This is a genomic window from Furfurilactobacillus rossiae (genome assembly GCF_013394005.1).
Lineage (GTDB): Bacteria > Bacillota > Bacilli > Lactobacillales > Lactobacillaceae > Furfurilactobacillus > Furfurilactobacillus rossiae.
The window spans coordinates 571,923-596,968 of the sequence record NZ_CP040586.1; the positions used below are offsets into that span (position 1 = coordinate 571,923).

The 25,046-nt window shown below is 41.0% G+C and carries 27 protein-coding genes and 1 other annotated feature; of the genes, 17 read left to right on the forward strand and 10 right to left on the reverse strand.

Features of this window, described 5'->3' with window-relative positions:
* Window positions 1-70: 70 nt before the first annotated feature.
* The gene (locus tag LROSL1_RS02665) at window positions 71-808 is read right to left on the reverse strand and encodes a sulfite exporter TauE/SafE family protein (RefSeq protein WP_017263079.1); all 738 of its coding nucleotides are present in this window, start codon (window positions 806-808) and stop codon (window positions 71-73) included.
* A 115-nt stretch (window positions 809-923) separates the two neighbouring features.
* On the opposite strand from LROSL1_RS02665, the gene LROSL1_RS02670 reads away from it, so the two are divergent.
* From LROSL1_RS02670 to LROSL1_RS02690, 5 genes are all read left to right on the forward strand, one after another.
* On the forward strand, window positions 924-1,484 hold the full coding sequence (locus LROSL1_RS02670) for a TetR/AcrR family transcriptional regulator (protein ID WP_178913642.1): 561 nt from the start codon (window positions 924-926) through the stop codon (window positions 1,482-1,484).
* 468 nt (window positions 1,485-1,952) lie between these two features.
* A complete protein-coding gene (locus tag LROSL1_RS02675; RefSeq protein WP_178913643.1) occupies window positions 1,953-2,840 on the forward strand; it encodes an ABC transporter ATP-binding protein in 888 nt (295 codons plus the stop codon).
* Entirely contained in the window at window positions 2,830-3,588 is a 759-nt protein-coding gene (locus LROSL1_RS02680; RefSeq protein ID WP_178913644.1) for an ABC transporter permease, read from the forward strand. Before LROSL1_RS02675 ends, LROSL1_RS02680 begins: the two co-directional genes overlap by 11 nt.
* A gap of 27 nt (window positions 3,589-3,615) precedes the next feature.
* The gene (locus LROSL1_RS02685; RefSeq protein ID WP_178913645.1) at window positions 3,616-4,380 is read left to right on the forward strand and encodes an ABC transporter permease; all 765 of its coding nucleotides are present in this window, start codon (window positions 3,616-3,618) and stop codon (window positions 4,378-4,380) included.
* Between the two features lie 20 nt (window positions 4,381-4,400).
* Window positions 4,401-4,766, forward strand: a complete 366-nt coding sequence (locus tag LROSL1_RS02690) for a helix-turn-helix domain-containing protein (RefSeq protein ID WP_178913646.1) — start codon at window positions 4,401-4,403, stop codon at window positions 4,764-4,766.
* Window positions 4,767-4,897: 131 nt separating this feature from the next.
* Here the strand turns inward: LROSL1_RS02690 and LROSL1_RS02695 are convergent, their stop codons facing one another.
* On the reverse strand, window positions 4,898-5,329 hold the full coding sequence (locus LROSL1_RS02695) for an Rrf2 family transcriptional regulator (RefSeq protein ID WP_178913647.1): 432 nt from the start codon (window positions 5,327-5,329) through the stop codon (window positions 4,898-4,900).
* Between the two features lie 163 nt (window positions 5,330-5,492).
* Between LROSL1_RS02695 and LROSL1_RS02700 the strand changes: the two genes are divergently transcribed.
* On the forward strand, window positions 5,493-6,068 hold the full coding sequence (locus tag LROSL1_RS02700; protein WP_178913648.1) for an NADPH-dependent F420 reductase: 576 nt from the start codon (window positions 5,493-5,495) through the stop codon (window positions 6,066-6,068).
* 119 nt (window positions 6,069-6,187) lie between these two features.
* Here the strand turns inward: LROSL1_RS02700 and LROSL1_RS02705 are convergent, their stop codons facing one another.
* Window positions 6,188-6,589 (reverse strand): tautomerase family protein, encoded by a 402-nt coding sequence (locus tag LROSL1_RS02705; protein WP_017263069.1) that lies wholly within the window; start codon window positions 6,587-6,589, stop codon window positions 6,188-6,190.
* Between the two features lie 120 nt (window positions 6,590-6,709).
* Between LROSL1_RS02705 and LROSL1_RS02710 the strand changes: the two genes are divergently transcribed.
* Both LROSL1_RS02710 and LROSL1_RS02715 read left to right on the forward strand, forming a co-directional pair.
* On the forward strand, window positions 6,710-7,459 hold the full coding sequence (locus LROSL1_RS02710; RefSeq protein ID WP_178913649.1) for a LysR family transcriptional regulator: 750 nt from the start codon (window positions 6,710-6,712) through the stop codon (window positions 7,457-7,459).
* Window positions 7,460-7,565: 106 nt separating this feature from the next.
* Window positions 7,566-8,216, forward strand: a complete 651-nt coding sequence (locus tag LROSL1_RS02715; RefSeq protein WP_178913650.1) for an endonuclease III domain-containing protein — start codon at window positions 7,566-7,568, stop codon at window positions 8,214-8,216.
* A 179-nt stretch (window positions 8,217-8,395) separates the two neighbouring features.
* Here the strand turns inward: LROSL1_RS02715 and LROSL1_RS02720 are convergent, their stop codons facing one another.
* The 3 genes from LROSL1_RS02720 to LROSL1_RS02730 form a co-directional block, all read right to left on the reverse strand.
* Window positions 8,396-10,042 (reverse strand): peptide ABC transporter substrate-binding protein, encoded by a 1,647-nt coding sequence (locus tag LROSL1_RS02720; RefSeq protein WP_178913651.1) that lies wholly within the window; start codon window positions 10,040-10,042, stop codon window positions 8,396-8,398.
* 87 nt (window positions 10,043-10,129) lie between these two features.
* Window positions 10,130-10,381: a binding site (T-box leader), on the reverse strand.
* A gap of 156 nt (window positions 10,382-10,537) precedes the next feature.
* Window positions 10,538-11,383, reverse strand: coding sequence for an MBL fold metallo-hydrolase (locus LROSL1_RS02725; protein WP_178913652.1), 846 nt, complete (start codon window positions 11,381-11,383; stop codon window positions 10,538-10,540).
* A gap of 393 nt (window positions 11,384-11,776) precedes the next feature.
* Window positions 11,777-12,757, reverse strand: coding sequence for a choloylglycine hydrolase family protein (locus LROSL1_RS02730; protein ID WP_178913653.1), 981 nt, complete (start codon window positions 12,755-12,757; stop codon window positions 11,777-11,779).
* 396 nt (window positions 12,758-13,153) lie between these two features.
* Here LROSL1_RS02730 and LROSL1_RS02735 point away from each other — a divergent pair, with 396 nt between their 5' ends.
* Window positions 13,154-14,005: an alpha/beta fold hydrolase gene (locus LROSL1_RS02735; RefSeq protein WP_178913654.1), complete on the forward strand. Its 852-nt coding sequence runs from the start codon at window positions 13,154-13,156 to the stop codon at window positions 14,003-14,005.
* Window positions 14,006-14,143: 138 nt separating this feature from the next.
* On the opposite strand, the gene LROSL1_RS02740 is transcribed toward LROSL1_RS02735, so the two are convergent.
* Both LROSL1_RS02740 and LROSL1_RS02745 read right to left on the reverse strand, forming a co-directional pair.
* Entirely contained in the window at window positions 14,144-15,190 is a 1,047-nt protein-coding gene (locus LROSL1_RS02740) for an NAD(P)-dependent alcohol dehydrogenase (protein WP_178913655.1), read from the reverse strand.
* A gap of 57 nt (window positions 15,191-15,247) precedes the next feature.
* A complete protein-coding gene (locus LROSL1_RS02745; RefSeq protein ID WP_178913656.1) occupies window positions 15,248-16,114 on the reverse strand; it encodes an alpha/beta hydrolase in 867 nt (288 codons plus the stop codon).
* A gap of 358 nt (window positions 16,115-16,472) precedes the next feature.
* Between LROSL1_RS02745 and LROSL1_RS02750 the strand changes: the two genes are divergently transcribed.
* From LROSL1_RS02750 to LROSL1_RS02775, 6 genes are all read left to right on the forward strand, one after another.
* Entirely contained in the window at window positions 16,473-17,045 is a 573-nt protein-coding gene (locus tag LROSL1_RS02750) for a cyclophilin-like fold protein (RefSeq protein ID WP_178913657.1), read from the forward strand.
* 309 nt (window positions 17,046-17,354) lie between these two features.
* Entirely contained in the window at window positions 17,355-17,870 is a 516-nt protein-coding gene (locus tag LROSL1_RS02755) for a flavodoxin (protein WP_178913658.1), read from the forward strand.
* Window positions 17,871-17,955: 85 nt separating this feature from the next.
* The gene (locus LROSL1_RS02760; RefSeq protein ID WP_178913386.1) at window positions 17,956-18,492 is read left to right on the forward strand and encodes a helix-turn-helix domain-containing protein; all 537 of its coding nucleotides are present in this window, start codon (window positions 17,956-17,958) and stop codon (window positions 18,490-18,492) included.
* Window positions 18,489-19,376: an IS3 family transposase gene (locus LROSL1_RS02765; protein WP_012390893.1), complete on the forward strand. Its 888-nt coding sequence runs from the start codon at window positions 18,489-18,491 to the stop codon at window positions 19,374-19,376. The genes LROSL1_RS02760 and LROSL1_RS02765 overlap by 4 nt, the downstream gene beginning before the upstream one ends.
* A 15-nt stretch (window positions 19,377-19,391) precedes the next feature.
* A complete protein-coding gene (locus tag LROSL1_RS02770; protein WP_178913659.1) occupies window positions 19,392-20,672 on the forward strand; it encodes an FAD-binding oxidoreductase in 1,281 nt (426 codons plus the stop codon).
* Between the two features lie 76 nt (window positions 20,673-20,748).
* On the forward strand, window positions 20,749-21,279 hold the full coding sequence (locus LROSL1_RS02775) for a flavodoxin (RefSeq protein ID WP_178913660.1): 531 nt from the start codon (window positions 20,749-20,751) through the stop codon (window positions 21,277-21,279).
* 213 nt (window positions 21,280-21,492) lie between these two features.
* On the opposite strand, the gene LROSL1_RS02780 is transcribed toward LROSL1_RS02775, so the two are convergent.
* Complete coding sequence (locus tag LROSL1_RS02780) at window positions 21,493-22,140, reverse strand: Crp/Fnr family transcriptional regulator (protein WP_225440550.1); 648 nt, start codon at window positions 22,138-22,140, stop codon at window positions 21,493-21,495.
* Between the two features lie 184 nt (window positions 22,141-22,324).
* Between LROSL1_RS02780 and LROSL1_RS02785 the strand changes: the two genes are divergently transcribed.
* A complete protein-coding gene (locus tag LROSL1_RS02785; protein ID WP_178913661.1) occupies window positions 22,325-22,714 on the forward strand; it encodes a tautomerase family protein in 390 nt (129 codons plus the stop codon).
* A 249-nt stretch (window positions 22,715-22,963) separates the two neighbouring features.
* Here LROSL1_RS02785 and LROSL1_RS02790 read toward each other — a convergent pair whose 3' ends face one another.
* On the reverse strand, window positions 22,964-23,797 hold the full coding sequence (locus tag LROSL1_RS02790; RefSeq protein WP_178913662.1) for an alpha/beta hydrolase: 834 nt from the start codon (window positions 23,795-23,797) through the stop codon (window positions 22,964-22,966).
* A gap of 220 nt (window positions 23,798-24,017) precedes the next feature.
* Here LROSL1_RS02790 and LROSL1_RS02795 point away from each other — a divergent pair, with 220 nt between their 5' ends.
* Entirely contained in the window at window positions 24,018-25,022 is a 1,005-nt protein-coding gene (locus LROSL1_RS02795; RefSeq protein WP_178913663.1) for an alpha/beta hydrolase, read from the forward strand.
* Window positions 25,023-25,046 lie beyond the last annotated feature (24 nt).

Consider the following 25,046-nt stretch of genomic DNA (forward strand, 5'->3'; position numbering starts at 1 on the left):
TTTTTTGCTGCTATTTGTAGCCTATGAGCCTCAAATTTTTACCGCAGTGGATGACCTAGCCATAAAAATTTCAAATAAACATTTTTACGCCAAAATAAATAATCAGCAGTCCCAAGAATGGAGTTAGCACACGATTAACTCGACGCAAATCAAGGCGTTGAATAATCACTGGCGTAACCACCGCACCAACGATAGCCCCCAGCATCAGCAACCAACCTGCTTGCCAAGCAAACGTACTGGTGAACAAGTGCCCGATTAGGCTAATTGAAGACATGGTCATGAGCACATATGTGGCGGTACCTGCGGATTCAACGGCAGTTAATCCTAATAATGTGAGACCTGCAGCTGTTGTTGCACCGCCGCTTAAACCGCCGATGCCGACCATTAGACCACTTAGCAAACCAAAAAATCGCGCCAACCATACCTGTGTTGAGTCTGTGTGAGTATTGTGCGTTTGATGAATTGATTTCAACAAAACCATTGCGCCCATAACAATGAAAATGGTGCCGACGATCCAGTTGTATAGTGTTTTGGGGATGAATTGTGCGCTGTATGTACCGATTAAAATGCCAGGGATAGCAGCTACAATCATTTGGTTGCCAACATGAAAATTAACGTTTTTAACACGTAATTGTGTCAGAAAACCGAAGAATAAGGCCGGTAATGCTACGAGTAATGACGTTGGTACTGCAACCGCAGATGACAAGCCTAATTGGCTGGTCAATACTCCGAGATATAAAGCAGCACCGCCACCACCAATCAAGCTGACAAAAATCCCGATTACTAAACCATAGGCAAAAATGAGCATCAGATAAACCTTCTTTACGTTAAGAGTCTGAATTGATAATAAGCGGAGCATACTCCGTTTGTCAAGAACACACTTTTAGCGTATGGTACTAATTGTAATAATGGAGGGCTAATTGATGCGAAAAGACGCGCAAATTAATCAGCAAAAAATCTTAGATGCCGCTGCCAATTTATTTAAGGAAAGAGCGGTTTCGAAAGTCAGTATGAAGGACATCGCGCAAGTCGCCGGCATTGGAACAGGTACGCTGTACCGTAACTTTCCAAATAAAAGTGAACTTTGCATGGCACTGTCGCTTGACTACATTCAGCAATTCATCACAGGCGAAGAGGCTCAGTTGCAGAATCCTTCGTCACCGGCAACTAAACAGTTCGAGGATTTTTTGACTCGATGGCTTGAATTTCGTGAGCGGCGAATACAGCTGCTGACAGAAATTGAAACGGGACCATCTGTCATGAGCACGTTTTATCATAGTCCGTTATATCAACAGTTGGTTAACTTGACCATGCAGGCATTAAAACCAATAAGCGATAACATTAGTAAAGCTGAATTGAAATTTCGAGCAGACATGCTTATTTCAATGCTGAAAAGTGATAGCTATGCTTACCAACGTGAGCAGGGACTAACCCGTGAACAAATTGCGATTAACATTAGTCATTTGATGATCAAAAAAGTGTGATTAGTTCAAGTCGAAGAGAAAATTTTGAGTGTTTTGAAACGGGATGAATTATATCAGGATCATCATATGATGTTTGATTTTGGTGGCAAGTAGCCAACGAAACTCAGGCCAGACAAAAAAGTCAGTCAGTTGATTAAGGACTGCGATAAGCTTGATTTCGAAACTGAAAGCAGCGTTTAGCACCCTGCTACACAAAAATTTGCCCTCAATCGGGGGCTTTTTTTGTTCCCATATGTAGACGAATTGATGAGAAGGAGAGAGTGCTGTGTTTATCGTCATTTTCTATTGCGCAACCCACTTGAATGTTGATGCACCACCATTTGTCATTGACTTGCGTTACCCTCAGTTGCGCGAATTAGGCTTTCAATTTGCGAAAAAGTAGTGTTTGTTTGCTTGTGTGTGAGCCGGTTTATAGCTAACAGTGGAGATGGTTAAAACATCAATTTGCAATTTGGAGGGTGAATTATTATGCTCAAGGTTCAAAATGCGACAACCTATATTGGTCGAACTAAAATCGTCAAACGTGCGTCTTTTGACATTGATGCGGGAAATATTGTGGGGTTGATTGGACCTAATGGTGCTGGGAAAACGACCATTATGAAAACTATTCTTGGACTGACTAAATTTGACGGCAGTATTCAAATCAATCACCAACCTGTTACGGAAAATCAACACGGGGCATTGAACAGCGTTGGTGCGTTGATTGAGCACCCAGCAATCTATCCGTTTTTGACGGGACGTCAAAACCTTGCACTTTATTCGCGCGATCATGAGGACATGGCACGACTCATCGAAAAACTGGGGATGACAGATTACATTCAGCAAAAAGCAAAAGGTTATTCACTGGGAATGAAGCAGAAGTTAGGTATTGCCATCGCATTGTTGAACCATCCCCAGCTAGTTATTCTAGATGAGCCAATGAACGGGTTGGATGTTGAAGCAACCATTGGTGTCCGCAAACTTATCAAGCAATATGCCGATCAAGGAACTGCATTCCTAATTTCGAGTCACATTCTGAGTGAACTGCAAAAGGTTATGACTCATGTGGTGCTCATTAATCATGGTCAAATTATTGTGAACCAGTCGTTTGAGGAGTTTGAGCAACTTCATCATCGGGATTACAAACTTTTAACAGAAGACGAAGTGCTAACTGCACAGGTATTGCAACAGCGGACAATTCATTACATACAAGAAGGCAATACTTTTAGAGTTAAACGAACCGACATTTTTGATATTCAGGATGCCCTGTATCAGCAACAGATTCACCTCAAAGAACTGGCGCCAATTGAAACTAATTTTGAACAAGTTGTGGTCACGATTCTTGAACAGCAGCGGAGGGCCGATCATGAAGCGTAGTCTACTTGAAGAAACCTTTAAATTTATTCACCAAAGAACGTTTGTCGGCGGTATCGTTCTGTTAGTTATTTTAATGTTGTACAACGCGTTAACAGTGCGCATAAATACAACTACTTTAGTCTTTGAGTTCGGTGCCGTTCAGTGGATTCCGGTGATTATTATTGGCGTAGCGTCAACCTTTTTAGCGATGGAATATCAGTATCACACCATTCTTGTGGTGTTATATAAGAATTCTCACAAGTGGCAAACGTACTTGGCAAAGCTAGTAGTTGTTTGGCTGTACAGTCTTTTATTAACGGTGGTCGCCGTTGTTATAACGTTCGTTTTGAAATTCTTGATGGTTGGGCGGCGGTACGGGTGGTTCACGTATTCCACTGGACAGCCTACGCGCATCGACTTGTTGTTTGGTAATGTTATCGGAACGTTAGTTTATAGTCTTTTTATTGTGACGTTGGCTTTTCTCCTGATTACACTCTTAAAAATGAACACTGCCGTTATCGGTATTGGATTAGCACTGGGTTTTCTCGGTGCGTCCATTTCAGTTGCCCTCATGGATTCGTTTGCTTCTTTGACAACAGTTGTGCGCTGGAATCCATTAAACATGATTTTTGTCACACAGCAATTGGCTAATTCACCGTATGCCAACATGTCTCACTTGAATAACTTAGAAATCATCGTAGGTAATCTGATTTACGCTGCTGGTTTTGGATTTATTGGCTATCAATTGTTCAAACGACGACATGTTTGATCTCGCACAGGGAAGGGGACAATAAAAATGCGTTTTAGTCTTTATCAAGAGTTTTACAAACTGATGCATCAAAAGATGGTTTGGATTTCACCGATAGTCTTGCTGGGGCTAATGGTGACAACGGGATTAACGATTGGCTATAATGAAAGTAAGTTACTGATGACGACTTGTTACGATGCGCCAGATTGGATTATCTTGATCCTGGCTGTAGTTGGGGCGACTTTTTTCTCCATGGAGTTTCAGAATAACGCCATTTTAACGTTGATTTATAAATCGGCTAATAAGCGAGCGGTGTACTTCTCTAAATATATTGTGATTTTAGGCTACAACATTTTGCTGCATGTTATCGCCATGGCTTTTACCTTTGTTTTGTGGATGACACCGCTCAGTCGCCCGTTTTCGTGGTCAACTCTTTATCTCTACCACCAACCACTGTGGGAGAACATGTTGAAGACATCTGCAATAGATGTGCTGACAACGACGTTCATTATTAGCCTGATCTTTTTGCTGTCTTGTTTGATTAACAACAATGCCGTCGTGATTAGTGTGAGTCTGCTGATGATTTTTGTTGGCCAGTTTATTTCTGCTAGCTTACTCAATGGCAATAAGGCAGTACATGTTTTACGGTGGAATCCGTTTAACTTAACGAATTTAACACGGCAATACTACAATTACGCGACTTACGTTGATACGAGTCATCTCTCAAATGTGCAACTACTTTGTAGCACCGCTAGTTACATTGTGATTTTCGTAACGGCAGGTTATTTAATCTTTAGGAAGAAACGTTTTTAACTGATGGAGGATTTTCAATAATGAACAAATTTCCGGCGCAACTCAAAAGACTGCGTAAAGAAACGAACACCACTCAAGACGATTTGGCAGGCAAACTGTTTGTAACTCGTCAGGCAATTTCCAAGTGGGAGTCAGGGGATGCCACGCCTGATTTAGCAAACTTAATTAAGCTTACTGATATTTTTAACGTTAGTTTGGACGCGCTGGTTTTTGGCGCTGAAGAACAGGATACTAAAGTCGATCCGACTCAATTTACATATGACCCAAGAAAAAATCGTTATGTCCGTCGGTTTGGCAAGATGAACTTTTGGGATTTTATGTCAGGTTATTGGTGGGCAATTTTAATGATTGTTTTTGTGATTGGCTTCTTTTACGCAATTCATTAATTAGGTGGATAAATTTAGTAATAAAAGCAAAAAATCCCAAAATCATAATTGATTTTGGGATTTTTTCATCTGGTGATTAAAGATGTGTGACTGTAAGTAATGAGTGTTCTCAAAAAAGAAGTTTTTAATTGTCACAGTTTCTCAGTCAGTTGTGCCTGCAAATCAATATCGTTCATAATATCTTGCAGCGAAATCCGTGCCATCTTCGCTTCAGCCGCGGCCTGAATTTCCATATAATAGTGGTCGAGAACCGGTGGAATGGCGGCGCCCACCGGACAGGTACTTGAAGTTTTTTGATCAACGTGGAAAAGTTCTTGTTGAGGCAAGGAACGATAAATATCGCGAACAGTGATCTCTGCGGCATCGCGAGCTAATGCCAGGTTAGTTGTACCATGGCCTTGTTTTAATAAGCCTGTTTGTTTTAAACTTGCCATTATTTTTCGTACGAGACTAGCTGAGGTTTGGATACTACTGGCCATCTCTTGGCTAGTAATTTTTTGCCCACTGAAATAACTGATATAAGCAAGAACATGAATCGTGTCGCTTAATTGAGTGTTTGCCATAATAGATCTCCTTAAAATTCTGTATTTAATTATATAACAGTTTTTAAAATGTGTGAAATTACTGAATTTAAAACAACTGATAGATTGATTTATTGACAATCATTAAAGACTAGTTTATTTTAAAACTGTACTTAAAAATAATACAAATATCGGAGGCACTCATATGTCAGCAATCACAATTTTTGGTAAGGGTAACATGGGTCAGGCACTTGGTAAGGTCTTTACGGATGCTGGTAATGATGTAAATTACATTGGTAGTAGTGATCCAGTTGATACAATTGGCGACATTGCGATTTTAGCGGTGCCTTTTAACGCAGCTGTGGAAATTGCTAAGGCGCAAAGCGAAAAATTGGCTGGCAAGATCGTTGTTGATATCACCAATCCTCTAAATTTTGATACTTGGGATGAACTGGTTGTTCCCGCAGATAGTTCAGCCGCTGCACATCTGGCTGAGCTGCTGCCTGATTCAAAGGTCGTGAAGGCTTTCAACACTAACTTTGCAGCTTCTCTAAATACGGCGGAAGTTGCCGGCAAACAAAAAACAACTGTCCTTGCAGCTTCTAATGACGAAGATGCCAAAAAAGCGTTGCAATCAGCATTGGAAGGTAGCAAGTTAGCCTTTGTTGACGCGGGTTCATTGCGCCGTGCGCGGGAACTTGAAGGAACTGGATTTTTGCAAATGACATTGGCCGCCAACGAACAAATTGGCTGGGACGGTGGTTTTGCGGTATTGAAGTAGATCAGAGGTTTAATAGCATACCAAGGTTTGCTGACGTAGTGCCTAAATTGAATAAACATTGATACAATAATAGGCCAGGGCTGCTCATATAAGTAGTCCTGGCCTATTATCGTAGAATGCTAATGCGCATCGCCAGCAATATAGCGGTATTCTTGAGTCTTGCCACCATAACCCCAGCTATCGGAAGCGACGTCTTGCAGAACAACATAACTGGTGGGGGAAACGTTTGGGAAAAATTGGCTCATATTTTCAAACGTTGACTTAATAAAGGCTGCTTTATCATCGCGAGAATTAGTGGATTCGGTGATTTTAATTTCAACAAAGAAACTTGTTTCGTTTGTTTCGGCAACGGATTTAGCGCCAATAAACCAATCATTTGGATCAGTGAAATGAACGTCTACGGCAGCAACAGCTCCGGCCTTCCCCAGTTTGTCGACTGCAAGTTGAGTGAGCATTGCGGCAACTTGTTGTGAAGTGACGGTTGTTTTAGGACTAGCGATTCGAACTCTTAAATATGGCATGTGACAATCTCCTTTGTGTTTGCTGAATAACTTATGTTTCTAATTATAGTAACGTCGATTGCTGGTGCATATTACAGGATTGTGATACGGTTATCACAATTTACGATAGGGTGATTCAGTATGCAATTACAAGATTTAGAAATATTTGTCCAACTGTACGCGCAACATTCAATCAATCGGGTTGCTAAACTGATGGGTTTTGCACAGTCAAATATCACGGCCAGATTGCAGGCAATAGAAGCGGAGTTTGGTGTTGAATTATTCACGCGCAGCCATCAAGGCATTGTGCCGACAGAAAATGGCACACAATTTTACCAATACGCGCAGTCTGTTTTGCAGGCCACACGTAAAGTTAGGGCGCAGATGAAGCCGGATGCTGTTTCCAAACGACATATCGTGATGTCGCAACTGCTGTTTAATTTACTAGTTGTTCAGCAAAAACAGTATTCTTTAGCACAAAATACGTTTGATTTACTGAGCTCTACGGAAATCCTAGTGCTGTCAGATAATGAAGTAGACATGGTAGTTACGTACGCGAACTTTAACAACCCAGGTTATCAGGAGATTGCTACTGACTATCTGCCAGCATCGTTCGTTGTTGCAGCAAGCCAAGAGGAGGGCCAACTACCGTACCTCGTTAATAGTGATCGTCACTGTCCATTCCGCGCACGAACGCTACGGCGATTAAATCATAATATGACGAATGTTCAGGAAATTGATTCTTGGGATAGCATTATTAAGCTAGTCAAAAATGGGTTAGGCATCGCCTTACTACCAGATTATTTAACTACTGGTGATGACTTCAAACGGATTGATTCCAAGCATCGTTTTAAAGTGCCGTATGCGACATTTACAAAAGTATCGCGGTAACCAGTTTTGATGACCCGGTGACGCACATTGTCTTTAGTGGTCTGATGGGATAGATTTAATGATAGTTAGTTAATCAGGCTTTGGCTAGAAAAGAGGACATGTATCGATGTTAAAAGATGATCAGATTGTTTGGGCGATTCATCAAATGGAAGCTGAGATCGGGCCGGTTGGACCATCACTGATTACGAGAACGCCATTTCAGTATCTGATTTCAGTCATTCTCAGCGCGCAAGCGACCGATGTTTCCGTGAACCAGGTCACACCAACGTTGTTTGACAGATATCCTGATCCCGAGGCATTGATGCACGCCAATGTTGAAGACGTAGAAACAATCATTAGGCGAGTTGGCCTGTTTCATAACAAGTCGAAGAATATCGTTAAGACTGCTGGCATTGTGCATGAAGAGTTAAATGACACGATTCCAAACGATCGAAAGGGCATCATGGCGTTGCCGGGAGCGGGTCGGAAAACGGCCAATTTAGTGTTGAGCGATGTGTTCGGTCAACCAACGTTTGCAGTGGACACGCATGTTTCGGCGATTTCAAAACGACTTCACTTTGTTAAACAATCAGCGTCACCCTTGCAGGTGGAACAAAAGATTGTGGGTGTCGTTAAGCCCGAGGAATTGTATCAAGCTCATCACACGATGATCGAGTTTGGTCGGAAGTACTCGATGAAATTGACACCGGATAAAGAGGTTTGCCAACTGATTATCGATTGCGACAAGTTGAATGAAGAGAATGAAAGTGCTATTTGAGAGCTCACCTTTAGAAACGTAACGTTTGGGGGAAGCGACCATGGACAAACAGAGCATTGTCTTGAAACCTGACGGCGGACCTTACATGGTGCGCCGTTTTTGTTTTGCACGAAAACCACGAAAACGATCCCTAATCAAAAATCGATTAAGGACCGTTTTTAATGCAACGCGGCTAAAATTTATTTAGCAATGTACGTATCTTTCCAGTCGTAAGGCACACCGGATGGATTGTAATTGACGTCTTTAACTTTGGTATTGAGCAGTTGTGCCTGGACCTTTTGGAAAAGTGGGGCGGTACCTTGTTGCGTCATGAGCAGCTTTTCGGCTTTGACTAAGTTATTCCAACGGTCCTCGGGCTTGTTTGCCAAGCTGTTTTCAGACGCGCTGAGCAATGTGTCGTATTGCTTGTTGTTCCAACCACTGAAATTATACGGACTGTTACTTTCCCAAATATCCAGGAAGTTAATGGGGTCCGTGAAAACTGATTGCCAGCCACCAATGATGAGTTGGAAATTGCCGGACTTTTCACGCGCAAGTTGAGCAGTTTTAGGCAAATTGACGACTGAAACTTTAACGTTTGGCAGTTTTTCGAGCTGTGATTGAATGAATTCGCCGACATTTTTACCAGCGTCATCATCAGTAGTTAGCACCTCTGTCTTGATCGATTTGGTACCAGTCTGTTTGTAACCTTGTTTCAGTAACTTTTTGGCTTCGCTTAAGTTGTAGGTGACGCCGGATTTAACGTACGCTGACTTGGCGAAATCTTTACCGCTCTTCGGATTAGTACCGATGCCAGTTGGTGCAAAACCTTGTGGGACAACAGATCCGTCTGATAACACGTTATTGACAAGATCTTTACGGTTCAAAGCCAGTGAGAAGGCTTTACGAACGTTAACATTTTGGAATGCCTTAACCTTCTTTTGATTGAAGTCGAGGCGGTAACCATTCGAAGATTTCCGAGATACAAAATCTTTGTGGCCCTTAAAGTTGGCAACTTGTTCACCGCTAAGGACTGTTTCATCAATCTTGTGAGATTGATATTCGTTTAGACCAGTGGAGGGGTCTTTAACAACTTGTTCGTTGATTTTGCTCAGGTGAACGTGTTTGTTGTCCCAATATTTGCCGTTTTTAGCCAACGTCCATTTACTGTTTGTGCCAGTCCAGCCGGTGAGTTTAAAGGCGCCGCTATACACATTGTTTTTCGCACTGGTGCCAAACTTACTGCCTTCTTGCGTGGCGACTTTTTTGTTTACTGGGAAGAATAATGGCCATGCTAACAGTTTCTGAAAATAGGAAACTGGTTTCGTGAGGTGAATGGTCAGCTGGTATTTACCATCGGCTTTGATACCAAGAGCGGATAAAGGTTTTTGACCTTTATTGACTGCTTCTGCGTTTTCAACCTGGTACATATAGAAAGCATCTTGGGAAGCCGTTTTAGGATCTAGCGTGCGTTGCCATGAGTACACAAAATCTTGAGCCGTCAGTGGATCACCATTACTCCACTTAGCGTTATGCCGCAGTTTAACAGTGTAAGTTTTGCCATCCTTACTGACCTTTGTGCTAGTAGCGAGGTCATTAACAATTTTGTGACCAGAATCTTTCAAACGATAGAGACCGGACTGCGTGTTCAGCAGAACATTGAAGCTTTCAGTATCCGTGGCCTTCGCTAAGTCGTTTGTTGCCAGTTCTTGACTTTCTGTCCAGTTCAAAGTTTGATCTTTGGCGTACTTACTTGATGCATTAGCGTTTGTGACAGTGCCATTGGCTAAAAAGAGTGCTGATAACAGTGTGACCGTGCCTAATGTGATCGCGTGTTTAAATTTCATAAGTCATTACCCCCGAAAAGCTTTATTGAGTTTTGTTGATGTTTATAAAACAGAAAAAATCCGTCCTCTATTAACAATAATTTGTTAATAAAGGACGGATTTCCGCGTTGCCACCTTATTTTGAAGCAACCTCGCGATTGTTTCCTCGCCAAGTGCCAAGTTCGTGCACAAACCTGATACTCTGGCGCTGTAATGGGCGCACCCAGCATCGTCTAACCAAATTCGGATCAACGGTGTCGCTTGAAGATCATCTTCGGGTTATTCCTCAACAGTGCTTTCACCAACATGCACCTCTCTGTGGATGACGTTTAACCGTACTCTTCTTGTCATTGCGTTTCTGTTTTTAAACTGATGACTTAAATTTACAACTTTTAAAATGAGTGTCAAGTGTGAATTATCATTTGATTTTAATTTGTCGAAAAAACTGCCAGTATAACTTAAATAGGGACCCTCAACATAAACAGTTAAGAATCCCTTTGTAAAACATAGTTTCAATTAACGAATGACAGAATGTGATGCACTCCATAAGGAACCTGGGTTAACGTACTTTGGATAAACAGCAAGCATTTTATTATATAAGTCTTCTGCAGAACTAGCATCTTCAGCAAACTTATTGAAGTTTGTAATGTACTCGATTGTCTGATCTAAAATTTTAGGGTCATCGGGGTTTTCTGGAATCTTATGACCGGCTACGACATACTTAGGATGGAATGTTTTCAAATGCTCATTGACCTTGATCCAATTCTTACGAGCTGCAAGCGTTGTTTCGGGCATGTAAGCATGGATGCCATTGTAGGTGGCATCGCCAGCGACAACTAATCCCAAATCTGGTACCCACAGACTGGTGGAATCGTGCGTGTCAGTAAAACCATCTTGAATGATATCGATTTCGTGATCTTCTAATTCAAAGTGATCACTAACTGGTTGAACATCTTCTGGGCTGGTGATAGGATCTGGCAAACTACCAGGGAATAGCTTCTCCCAAACAGTCGCAATGTTTGCAGGCGTCATTACTGCAGGCAAACCATCGATGGTCGCCTGGGTCGCAATAATTGTCGCTTCAGGAAAGGCTTTTTGAATCATCCCAGCGCCAAAGAAGTGATCGGCATGTGCATGGGTGAGGTAAATATATTTAAGGTTAACGTTATGGTCTCGAATCCAATCGATGAGTTCGTTATTGGCAGCCTTAGTCATATAAGTATCAACTAAAACAGCATCTTTTTGGCCATAAACAAGAGTGGATGTATTTGCGACCCACTGAAGGTCTTTAGTATCCTCTGGAACACCACGGGTAACACTGTTGCGCTTGTTGTTGTAAACATCATAATTTAAAGTTGTCATTATATTTCTCCCCAATTATTTGAATTAAAAATTATATTCAATTGTTTACTCATCGTTAATTAAAATGCCTTACGATGAACAAGTGGTGCGATGTGCATATACTGTAGAAAACGACATCCGGATTGTCTGTTTAACAGCTTGCTGAAACACTTTCTAGCTAGGTAATGGTTATATCTGGTCAGCTCCTTTTTTAACATTGGTAATGCTACTCTCCATGAAATGATTAAGTCAAAGAATAAGTATGGTAAATTAACAATTTCTTTTTGGAAAGGTTTTCTAAAAGGAATACTTGCTACGCACAAAAAGTAACACAATGGCCACTGCGGGGATGATTCATCGCAGTGGCCATTGTGTTGTTGAAAATGTTGCTTTGCATTTTGAAGTAGTGATTTGCTAATTCAATTCTGTAACCTGTTGTTCATTAGTAAAGGGAAACTCAACTGGTTCCGTTTCTTCCAATAGTTCAGGTGTTAGAGAAACCTTGAATACTGACTGGTTGTCATAAGGCACAAAATAGTAAGCCTTTGACGTTGCACCCATAATCCCAATGTATTGAGTGTAATCTGACTCGCCTTGCTTAATGTTGACACCATGCGGAATTTCGACATTGTGCAGTACGTGGAGGATGGCGTTAACCCCGGCGTATTCACCTGTGACAGGGGTGATGTTTTGCTTCAAGAAGGCTGTCCGAACAAATCGTTGTGGTGGCGTGTAACCTCCAGGCAATTGTGAGGTACCGGTTCCTTGACCAAAGGCATGGGCAGTGACGCCCATAAACTGTTTTGACTCGTGAACAGTGGGTTGAAGTGTTAAGTAGTTACTCAAATTTTTAATGTGCCATTGTAGTTCTGGCGAATTGGTCATCACTTCAACGGGGTCACCTTCTAGTTTCAACTGTTCGCTTCGAGGTTCGATGACACAGCAGCGACCACTTGCATCGGTTACGATCCAGTGCAATGGGGGCACAGTATTGATCAATGGCGTTTCAAACGCAATCAAGCGAATCTGATCCAATTCCTGTTGAACCTCGTCTAAATTACAGCAGTTTCCTAATAAAACGGAAACGAGTTCGTGAGGGGCGAGGTTCTTTTTGCCCGATTGAGGTGTTTGATAGTTTGCCTCGCGGGGGAAGTAAAGTGCGGCTACAGAAAGACCGTATTCATTAATCCCATCTGCGAAGAAGTAAGTGCCCAGTTGACGGCCGGTGCCAACGAAGGCGTATTCATTGATAAAAGTGGCCTCTTTTGTGGCACTTTCCCACTGATAGTGACGTGGGAGGAAGACTGGCCGACCACCCAATTCAAAAGCATAGTCCATGGTACGAGCAAGGAAATGGTGATTATCCGTCGTATCAAAGGTTAGGCTTGTACACATACGCATTACCCTCTTATTTTTGGAGTTGACATTATTTTAAGAGGGGATTGTAAAGGGGTCTTCTCAAACTTTTGTGGATTAGGAGTATTGGCGAGAATCTGGAATAGGCTAACACCACTTATAAATGAAATGGATAATTTCTGTCACTATTTAAAGTGCTTTGTTTCAAATATTTGTGTATCTTTTGTGGTAGTAATATAGTTTGCGTTATAAAACACGCCGTTTAAGTGTGTACATAAAATTGAAGATTATTGTGCAGTGTATTTCAGATTTTTCTATTAATTTGCAATTCACTAAAGGGAATGGACTTGCCATCTGTCCTTAACAACAGTCGTTTACTAAAACTAGAATTTAATCCAGAAATGGCAACACGCAGAGTGAGGCAAAGTAGTATCAATGACAGCATACAAAAAGATTAATGTAAAAGGATTGAATATTTTTTATCGGGAAGCAGGAGATATTAGTAAGCCAACAATGTTATTGCTTCATGGTTTTCCAACAGCGAGCCACATGTTCCGTCATTTAATGCCGTTACTTAGTCACAAGTTTCATTTGATTGCACCAGACTTTCCTGGCTTTGGTCAGTCAAGTTCGCCGGATCATACGAGGTTCGAATATACGTTTGACCACTTAGCGGAGGTTACAACGGCGTTTGTCGAAGAACTGAACCTGGATAAATTTTATATGTACGTGTTTGATTACGGTGCTCCGATTGGTTTTCGGATTGCCTTGCACCATCCAGATTGGATCTCCGGCATTGTCAGTCAAAACGGGAATGTTTATCAAGAGGGATTGGGTAAAAAGTGGGCAGAACGTCAGGACTTTTGGAATCGCCCAACGGAGGCCAAACGTAATTCTTACCGAAATGCGTTTGCACCGGCGACAATCAAAGACCAGTATACGTTTGGTACGCAACCGGGAACAGTCTCGCCAGATGGGTATACATTGGATATTGCATACACACGGACTGCTGGCTATGCGGACCGTCAACTTGATTTAATTTATGATTACCAAAATAACATCAAGATGTACCCAGAATTTCAAGCGTATTTACGCCAATATCAACCCAAATTACTGGCCGTTTGGGGTAAAAACGACCCATCGTTCATTTATCCCGGCGCCGAGGCGTTTCAAAAGGATGATGCGCATGCCAAGGTTGCCTTTGTTGATAGTGGACATTTTGCACTAGAAACGCATGCGACAGAAATCGCCCAGATGATGATTGAGTATTTTAGCGATGCCAAGTAATGTCACTTTGAGATAAGTATGTAATAGCTAAACAATGGACCACCCGTTTTGACTGCAAACAGGTGGTCCATTGTGGCAAGGCATCAACATGAATCTAAAAAGGTGTATAGTGCTTCGACTGGAACAAATCATTCTTGCTCATTTTAACGTGCTCATATCGATCACAAAACGATAATGTACATCGCTATCGAGGATTCTCTGATAGGCACTTGGAACGTCATCGATGCTGATCATTTCGATTTTTGGTTTAACATTATTCTTGGCGGCAAAATCTAGCATTTCCTGAGTCATCGCAATTCCGCCGACATTTGAGACAGTGATTGTTCCTTGTTTATCGAAGATACTAAAAATGTTAAATTGCTGTTCATCCATTGTTAAACCAACAAAGCAAAAAATCCCATTTACTGTCAAAAGTTTGAGGTAATTATCTAGATCCAGTTTGACAGCTGCGGTATTCAAAATAAAATCATATTTATTGCTTAGCCGATCAAAATCGTTCTCATCTTGCAGAATTTCATAATTGCTAGCACCAAACTGAGCGGCCTCGGAACGCTTACTCTCAGAGTGACCCAATACTGTTACGTTAGCTCCCAGACGGCGCGCAAACTGTACGGCAATGTGGCCTAAACCGCCTAGACCAATAATCGCAATGTTTGAATTTCCGTTGATGCCGTAGCGCTTCAAAGGATTATAGGTTGTAATTCCGGCACAAAGCAGTGGAGCTGCCAATGACAGGCTTAGATTGTCGGGAATGTGCAAGACGAAATGTTGCTTTACGACGACTGATTGAGAATATCCGCCTTGGGTAATATTACCGTCATAGTCAGGCGTGTTAAAAACGGAAACAAAACCTTTTTCACAAAATTGTTCCTGACCGGCAAGACAATATTTACATTTACCACAGGAATCAATAAAGCAACCGACACCCACACGATCCCCGGGTTTAAATTCCGTTACATCAGAACCAATTGCACTAACAATACCAGTGATTTCGTGACCCGGAACTACGGGATGCTGAAAGGCCGTGCCGATACCTTCAACCTGTGCAATATCTGAGTGACAGATTCCACAGTACTTGATATCGATTGCGACATCATCAGGATGTAAGGTGCGCCGTTCAATGACTATTTGATGAAAAGAGCTAAAATCTGATGTGTCTGCTTGTAATGCTTTAACTTTCTGCATTGTACAATCCTCCATAAATTAGTGTTCAACGCTATCTCGTGTTCATAATAAAGTTAATTAGTTTTGTAAAAAAGTAACAATTTCTTTGATTGCTTTTTCTCGATACTTACCAGAAAAGTCATGTCCCGCACCCCTAAGTTTTATAAAGCTGGCGTTAGAGTAGCTACTGGCCATCTTTTTTGAGTAAGAAATGGGGACTACATTGTCGTCAGTGCCATGAATAATGAGTATGGGATTTGGATATTGAGTTACTGTTTTAGTCAGATTTAAGCCTAATAAATTTCGATAGTAGGTTTTTCCGACAGTTACGCCCCAGATGTCTGAGTGAGAGGGAACCTGGCTTAGCGAAGAGTATTGTTTGCGAGCATCAGCAACAATGCTAAAAGCAGGGTACACTAATGCTACTTTATGAATAGCCTTTCCTTCTTTTGCCGCTGTTAAAGCGGATACTACACCACCCTGACTAGCACCGACTAAAGATATTTGTTTAGGGTCCACTTGGTGTAACAACTTTACATGTGAGATTGCTTGTTGCAAATCTTTTTCTTCTGAAAAGACTGACATATGCGTGGTGGAACCGCTACTTTGACTTTCGGCACTGCCACCCCTGAAATCAAAAGTATATGCAATAAAGCCATGCTCAGCTAAACTCTCTGCGTATGCAGTCATTTGTTCATGTGTACCACCCAGGCCATGTGACAAAATAACTGCTGGTGTTTTGTGCATTGGCTGCTTTTTGGGTAAATATAGTTGCCCATATATGTGTTGTGAATTATTGAAATGAATAACCATCACTTTTTGGGTATATGCGCCATGATCTGTTCTTCTTGAAAGAACGTTTGCACTCACATCATTTGTTGAACCAATTATCAGAGCCGTAAAAAATAACAATGGTAATATAATTTTGATGAATGATTGTCTCAATAATTTGGCCTCCTTTTTTACTATGCGATGAATCTGCTGTTGTGTTTGGTGATTCTAATTTTAGGATAATGTCTTATTGTGGGATGTCCAATACTTACTATGAATAAAGTAATATGTCTATTAAGTATATATTTTTCCGGTCACAAAACTATCGTGGCAGGTATTACCTTTTCAGTGATTTTACTTTTAGGGCTTTTAGAAGATACGAACTTCTAAAGGCCCATTTTGTTTTTTTAACCATGCGTTTTAGTTATAGATATGCATAATTTATCGGTATTTTACATATCAAATGGCACTTTTTATACTAAACTACAACCGAAATTGATCACTTCGGTTTTTAAAACTGAGGAGGAGAAAGATGAAGGCAAATTCATTTTTGAAAGTTGTAGTAACGGCTGCTGCCATCATTGTACTTGGCGGTTGTAGTGCAAGCGCGTCTAAAAAAAGCAATGGCAAGCGTAACATCCAGACAACAAAAGTTAGGAACCACCGTGCGTCAAAGAAAGTGGCCACTGATAATGCAAATATGCAGAGGACGAATCCAGCTATGCCAACTAGAGTCGTTAAACATGGTACAAAAATTCGTATGCATTTTGGCAAAACAGTGATCACTGGCGTTCTTAATAACAGCAAAACGGCCAAGGCACTAATAGCAAAAATGCCATACACAGTCTCCGAGAGTCGTTATGACACAGATTTTTGTGGAACCATTTCGCCGCTTCCGTATAACAAAAGTGAGGAACATTACGGTTGGTTAAACGGTGACATTGACTATGCCACTGATGCGCCGTATTTCACTATTTTGTTCAATGGTGAAAAGACGTCAAATCAGTATGGTTCACAAGTTAACATTGGGGTTATCACCACGCCATTATCGAAAATACGGCACCTACGTGGCAACTATAACGTTCGAATCGAGCTAGACAAGTAGTGTGTTTCGATGAGCGATTAGGATAGTTAAAATACATGATTGTGATCCTTGGGATTTAACAACAAGTCTATGGCACATTGAAATTTTTCTATCTAGTGTCGGTTACAGACAAATAGTTCATCAAAGCAGGGGGAGGTAAGTAATATCAGGAAAAAAGTAGTATTTTTGGCTGGTTTGTTGATTCTTATAGCAGGAATGATGGGTTGGCATATACAGCGTTAGCAAGCGACCAGGCAACTCGGTCAAAATCAATCAAGCCAATTATTTGCCAATACTAAAAAGTCTTCAACAGTTAAGAAATCAAATAAAGTGGATCCTAAACGAATTCTTATTGTGACATTTTCTAGGGTGGGAACTAACTATCCAGATGTCACTCTAAAGGTTGGCCACACACAACATATTGCGAATCAAATTGCTCAAGTCACACATGGACGACAGTTTTCGATTCAAGCAGATGATATGTATCCTAAAAATTATCAGGCAACGGTAGACCGTGCGGAACGAGAGCAGGATAGAAATGCGCGTCCTGAAATTAAAGGTCCACTGCCGGACATGGCAAACTATGACGTGATTTTTTTGGGGTACCCAATCTGGTGGAATGAAATACCAATGCCTGTGAGGACATTTATGGATGAAGAAAATTTGAATGGCAAGGTTATAATTCCTTTTTCGACCAACGCAGGTTCAGGATGGGGTGACTCTCTGTCACAGTTAAGGCAAAAGTATCCACATGCGACTTTGCGTGGGGGATATGAGGTGGAGGGAACAAGAGTTAATCATTCCACTCATGCCATTAATAAATGGCTTCACGAGCTTGGATTTTAAAGAAAGGTGATGGTAAACGTGCTCAGGAAGTATCCAATTGTGAAGTGAACCCCCGAGATTGGACAACAATCTCGGGGGATTTATTATGACTAAATTTAATTTAGAGTTACGAATTTCTATTGTGACACAATATTTAACGGGTATTAGTTCCATTCAATTGGCCAGAAAATACCATATTGCCAACAATGAAACGATTCTCCTATGGGTTCATCGCTTTAATCGTTTTGGCATTGCAGGATTAAAACCGAGACCTATGAACTTGGAATACTCTAGTGAGTTCAAGATAGAAGTATTAAACTGGAAACAACAGCACCAAGCTTCGCTTTCAGAAACAGCACTACACTTCAATCTCTCTTCACCAAGTACTATCTGGAAATGGCAAAGAAAGTTTGATTTAAAGGGACTCAGTGGCCTAAATAGAGTGAGAGGAGATCCAAAGACTATGGCTAAGCATAAGCATAAAAAAGTAACCAAACCCACAACAGCACAAATTCAAGCACGCCACGATAAAGATGAGTTAAAGCAACTCAAGCAAGAAAATAAGATGTTAAGAATCGAGAATGAATTCCTAAAAAAACTCGATGCCTTAGATCACGAAAAATCAGCTCACGCGAAACCGTGACCTTAATTGATGATCTGAGGCGAGTCTTCAAAACGTCGATTAGTTTTATCCTCAAAGCCGTTAAGATACCACGTAGCACGTACTATTACACTAAGCACAGCCAGGGACGAAAATATGATGATGACCAGGTTATCCAAGCCATTGATGAAATTCGCCAAACAGATGCCAAGTATACTCAAAAATACGGTTACCGTCGCATAACGTTAGTTATGCATGAACAGGGATTTAAAGTTAATCACAAACGCGTCCTCCGAATTATGAAGGAACAAGGCTGGACATGTCAGGCCTTTAATAAGCAAACTCGTAAATATAACTCATACAAAGGAGTTGTTGGTAGAATCGCCAAAAACAAGTTACACCGGCGATTCAAGACAGATCGACCATATCAAAAACTTGTCGCCGACGTTAGTGAATTTCGATACGGTCAGATGAGTCAAAGTGAACGAATCTATTTAGAGCCCATCATGGATTTATTTTCGGGTGAAATTTTGGCATTTAACATTAGCGCACATCCAACTCTTGAGTTTGCGTTGAAGCCACTAAAAGAAGCATTAGATGGACTACCTGAGCTTCCTTATCGAACAACGGTACACACAGATCAAGGATTTCAGTACCAACATAAGCAGTGGCAAAAAACGCTTAAAACTCATCATACCTTTCAGAGTATGTCCCGTAAGGCGACTTGCTTAGATAACGCCGCCATGGAATCATTCTTTCATCTCATGAAAGCAGAGATGATGGATGAACACTTCGAAAATCCAGAGAGTCTCGCGCAAGCGATGACTGAATGGATTGAGTTTTATAATAACCGTAGAATCAGGACCAAGCTAAAAGGCAAGTCACCAGTACAATACCGAGAACTTGCCAATCAGTTAGTAGCTTAATTTAGTTGTCCAAACTTGTGGGTTCACTTCATTGCTTTAAATATATTTTGGGCTTTTCTCGTAATTCTTGTACCTACACCTTTGTTGCTGGCATTGTTTGTTTCCATGGGGTCGATTGCCACTGATCAGCGACTGCTAATTGCAGCGGGAATAATTGCGTACACTTGGTGGTTATTGGCTGTTTTCTTATCAACACGACCAAAATGGCTAGAACGTGCTGTTGGGTTACCCAAGATGTATTTACTACATGGTTGTCTTGGCGTAATCGCTCTGGTTTTAGCATTTCTGCATGAGCACTACATGGTCTCAATGGGACAGTGGATAATTGTGACTGGAAAATTGGCCTGGTATTTAACCCTTTTTGGCGTACTGTTTGCCGCGTTTTTTATGTCGGGATGGATTGTTGATCATTTTCCGACTGCAGCAAACGTCAAAATAAGAATGCAAAAAGTAATCAAACACCAGTTTTCAATCTGGATACATCGCCTTAATATAGTCGCAATTTTGCTTGTTTGGTTGCACGTCGAATTGATTGGCCGCGTAAACGCGCATCTTATGTTTATGGTGTTGTTTGAGTTATATACATTTGGAGTCTTGGGCTATTACGGCTGGTATAAGCTGGACCAAAAGGAAGGTAAGATGGCAGGAAAGGTTGTGGAGAACAGGCGATTAAATGCAAAGACATTTCAGTTAACGCTTGAGTTTCAGGATAATGTTCCAAATTTACTGGCGGGTGATTTTTTGTTTTTTACTTTTCCAACACTTTCACAGGAAACACATCCGTTTTCACTCACGAATAAGCCATCCGAAAAATCTCACGTAGTAGTACTTACCATTCGTGAGGTGGGAGATTACACGAAGGGACTTTCAGCAGTTACCGTCGGAAGCTCTTTTTATGCGGAAGGTCCGTTTGGTCAATTTTCAAGAATAATTGAATCTGAGCCAGAAAAAGATTTGACGTTAATTGGCATGGGGACGGGTGTCGCACCACTGATGAGTATAGCTAAGCGATATCATTCAAGACGGAATATTCACTTTATTTGGACCATTAAGAATAAAGAAGATGAATTTTTTAGAAGCGAATTAGAAAGTTTGAATGACAATCGGCTTAAATCTTTTATTCAAGTCGGTCGGGTTACAACCTATGAGCTTTCTCAATTATTGTCAGAACGTGAGATAAAAGAAAATCGCTTTTTTGTGGTTGGATCTTCCCTCGCTGTTTTATCAGTCGAGCGAAGTCTCAAACAAATAGGTGTTTCAAAACAAAATTTGTCTGATGAACGATTGACTATGTAAAAGGAGACTAATTTATGAGAAGAACTTTAAAAGTTTTATTAGCCATTGTTGTCATTGGGGCACAGTGCTTGGTTTTATGAGCGAAGGTAATGCGGCTGTTAAGCATCGATCTGCTGCAAAAAGGACAGTGATTATTTTCTATTCACAAACAAATAATACGACAAGACTTGCTCACAAAATTCATAGGGAAAGCGGTGTAGATGTGATACGTATCAAACCTCAGAAAGCTTATCCGTCTGATGGGGATGCTATTAATGCACGTGTACGTCGTGAGCACAAAAGCAATCAATACGATCAATTGTTAAACGTGCCGTCAAGCTTTAAGAAATACGATAGAGTATTGGTTGGGTTCCCAATTTGGAGTAATGATGTGGCATATCCGATTCAATCGTTTTTGTCACAAAATCAATCAAAGCTGGCCGGCAAGCGTATTGAGCCGTTTAGTACAAGTGCTAGTGCGGATAGCTCGGCAATAAAACAAAGCGTTCGTACCATTAAGCTTTTAGTTCCCGATGCGCACGTTGAAAAAGGATTAAATTTAACCTCGGGAGATACTAACACTAAAAAGGTTAAGGATTGGGTTAAAACGGCTGTATTTAAACGTTAAAAAGAGCCCGAATTATTTTTAGAATGAAAAGATAAAGGATCGTTAAGTAATAAGCTGAGTCTGATACTTGACTGCTCAACGCTTACTTTAGTGAAATTGCCGCAGAGGCGAGACAGAACACTGACTTTTGCTTTTCCAACATATAAATCCGGCGCTCATGGGGGAATTACCCATAAACGCCGGATTTCTGTTACCTGAGAAAGACAAAACGTGTCATGTCCCGCTCTCATTAGTACTATTTTTTATAAACGTGATGTGCCTGCCAGACACGGTAATTACGCCATCGTTTTGAAGGGCCTTCAACTGGCGACTTAACGTTTCTGGTGATAGGCCTAGAAAACTTGCTAATTCCTTTTTCTTAACGGGTAATTGGAACGTATTAGAAGGGGCATTTTCTAGTTTGTCCGTTAAGTAGGACAGAACGCGGTCTTTAGCTAATAGCGTGTCACGACGAACGGAATTCCGCTCAACGGCAACTAGCTTATCGCCAAAATTATTTAATAAGTTTAAGCATAGTTCTGGAGATTCCCGTAGTACTTGTTGAAAGGCCTGATGTGAAACGGAACAAACGTAGAAGTCCTCAAGCGACTCAATAAAATAGTCAGTCTGATGTTGAGAAAATAATGTTTCCTGACCAGTGATGTCACCGGGTTTCATCATGTAGAGAATTTTTTCTTTACCAGTATCCGAAACTGAATAGACCTTGGCAGATCCTTGATCTATAACAAACATACCATCGTTATTATCGAGCGGTTGCTTTATCAAGGTGCCTTTTGGAAACCATTGTCGGTGCTTTGAAGCGGGAACTAGTGACGTTAAGGTCTCCAAATTTAATTTTGAAAATAACGGGGCTCTAGCCAAACATGTTGTTGCGGAATGTTTTGTGATTATTTTTCGCCTTCTTGAGATAGGTCAATTTTTTTATTTGTGGTTCATAGTACCATATTCTTATCAAATGAACGATGACGTGTCACACTTACAACAGTTCTACTATCACCGTTCGTTTCAAATTGTTGTTAACTTAGCTCAAGAAAGAGGTAGAAAAATGCCATTAATGAGAATTGATGTTATCAAAGGGCACGATGAATCTTATTTAAAAACAATGTTGGATATTGCCTATGAGGTACAGGTCGATAAGTTTGCCACACCAGAAGGTGATCGTTACCAAGTGCTGACGCAACACGAACCGTTCGAAATGCAGATTCTGGATACTGGCTTAGGCATCAAACGTACACGCGACGTAGTGGTCTTTAATTTAGTGACGCGCCCACGGTCAACACGTGCCAAACTAGACTTTTATCAGACACTGGTGGATCGATTGAATAAAGAACTAGGAATTCGTAAAGAGGATGTTGTCTTCAGCCTGGTTCCTAACAACGATGATGACTGGAGCTTTGGCAATGGTGAGGCACAATTTTTAAACGGCAAGTTGTAAGCACGTAGCTCAATAAAAATCTTTTTGAGATAAACTTTTACGAAATGAACCTCTAAGATTGGATACAAAATCTAACCTTAGGGGTTCATTTTAATGACAGCCTTCACACTGATATTGATTTGTTGGTCATGACGACAACTTGAAACTTTTAAGCCTCGGATACAAATATCAGCGTTTTCTTAAGATAGTCTAGTTTATCAAAGCGGGCGGAATTCCTAGGCTAACACTACATTTTAATGATAAATTTTTTTATGAAGCAGTATGCATAACCATATTATGGATAAGCGTTTCGACATCAATTTTACGGACGAGGTCAGAATGTTGAGCGTTCTGGCCTGTCACGAGTAATTCATTGAAAACCGCGACATGATTCTGAAATATTTGACGGCTAGCATCCACGCTTTGAACAGGGACGCGTCCGTCGGAACTATATGTCTGGGCACCCAAAATCCCGAATACCATGAGATTGCGTGGAAGCCTGCTTTGGTGTCGAATAAAGTCTTTGAGCATAGTGGTGTGCTGACTTTGAACTGTATTATTGAAGTTAAATGGTGATCCGATAAACATGAATTCGCGGACATCAAGTGCCTGCTGATGATAGTAACGTTCGAGATAATCAGTAAAAATTAGTCCGCCATTTGAATGGCCCACGAGGTTAAAGGTGTGAAGGTCCGCGTGTTTTTTGAGATAGCTAAAGGCCGTCTGAAGCCAATGTGATTGACGGCGGATATTGTTATATCCATCATGATTGTTGGCGAATGAAATTACCACGAAAGGTCGAGTATCACGATGACTGATGGATCCGGTGTGCGTGACCGTGTTGTTTTGGTGCACAGTTAAACGCAACAGACTGTGTTGGCGATGATCACGGTGATTAAGATCTTTGACTAGTGCATCAAAGCGATGAGGTCCTGCACTGCTGCCAGGAATGAGTATTGTTGGGATAGCATTACGACGGATATGTCCAATCTCTGATGGTTGAAACGACTTCCCAATACTGAAAAATAAAAGACAAATAATAACTACGGCAAAACCAAATATGATGCCTTGCAGATGCTTTTTTAACGTAATCTTTTCCTCCACACTCGATATTAATTGGCTAAATTTTAAGTGTGAAAATGCCGTTTGTCGAATATCAATTTCGCATAGTCTGGCATACTTTTTACGTATGACTAAGTTGGACAGATCAATATGCCAAATACGTATGGATTGGTATCACAAGTAGGTATTTAATTTTGATTTGAAATCGCGTTAAAGTTAAATTTATTAAAACCAATATTTGTAAAGATAGGAGCTGACAAAGATGGGAACACGGCCACGTTATGAAGCCGGTCAGAAGAATGTTGAACAGCGGAATACTGAGTTGCCTTTAGGTGATCAGTCAAAAGGTGCAGATAATTGGTATCAAAGTGATCGTGTAGAGCGGTCATCTATCGAGTTCGCTAATCTATATGGAATGAAGTTATCTGGAAATCTATTCAGACCTGTAACGAAACAAACGGGGAAACAATATCCCGCAATTATTGTTGGCGCGCCAAACGGTGCTGTCAAAGAGCAATCAGCCAATTTATATGCGACAAAAATGGCTGAGGCGGGTTTTATTGCTTTGTCTTTTGATCAAGTATTTTGGGGTGATAGTGAGGGACAACCTCGTAATGCGATGGCACCTGATCTGTATGCTGAAAGTTTTTCAGCCGCTGCTGACTATTTAACTTCATTGGAAGATGTCGATAATAAACGGATTGGTGTATTAGGCATTTGTGCGTCCGGTAGTTTTGCCATTAGTGAAGTTAAAATTGATTCTCGTTTAAAGGCTCTAGCAACGGTTAGTCTAACCGATATGGGAGCTGTTGCACGTGGTCAGCGTGATGCAATGGGCAACCATGCGATGGTTGAAGAAGCTTCTGACAAACGAACACGGGAATTTGCGGGCGAAGAAACTGCATATACGAGTGGAACTCCTGAAGAGATTGATGCAAGTTCCGATGCTTTTGCTAAGGAATTCTATGATTTTTATCGAACCCAACGTGGTGCAGCCAATACGACTACTCACCCAACACTGACAAGTTTTGCCAAACTTTTGAATTTTTATTCATTGTCAGATATTGAAACAATTTCGCCACGGCCGCTGTTATTTATTGCTGGCGATCAAGCAATGTCACTTGGTTTTAGCGAAGAGGCATATGAAAAGGCAACTGAACCAAAAGAATTGTACAAGGTAAAGGGTGCCGGCCATGTTGATCTGTATGATAGAACTGAGTTAATTCCGTTTGATAAATTAACGACATTTTTCACGACAAATTTATAGAAACGGTTATAGGAAAAGGGATGA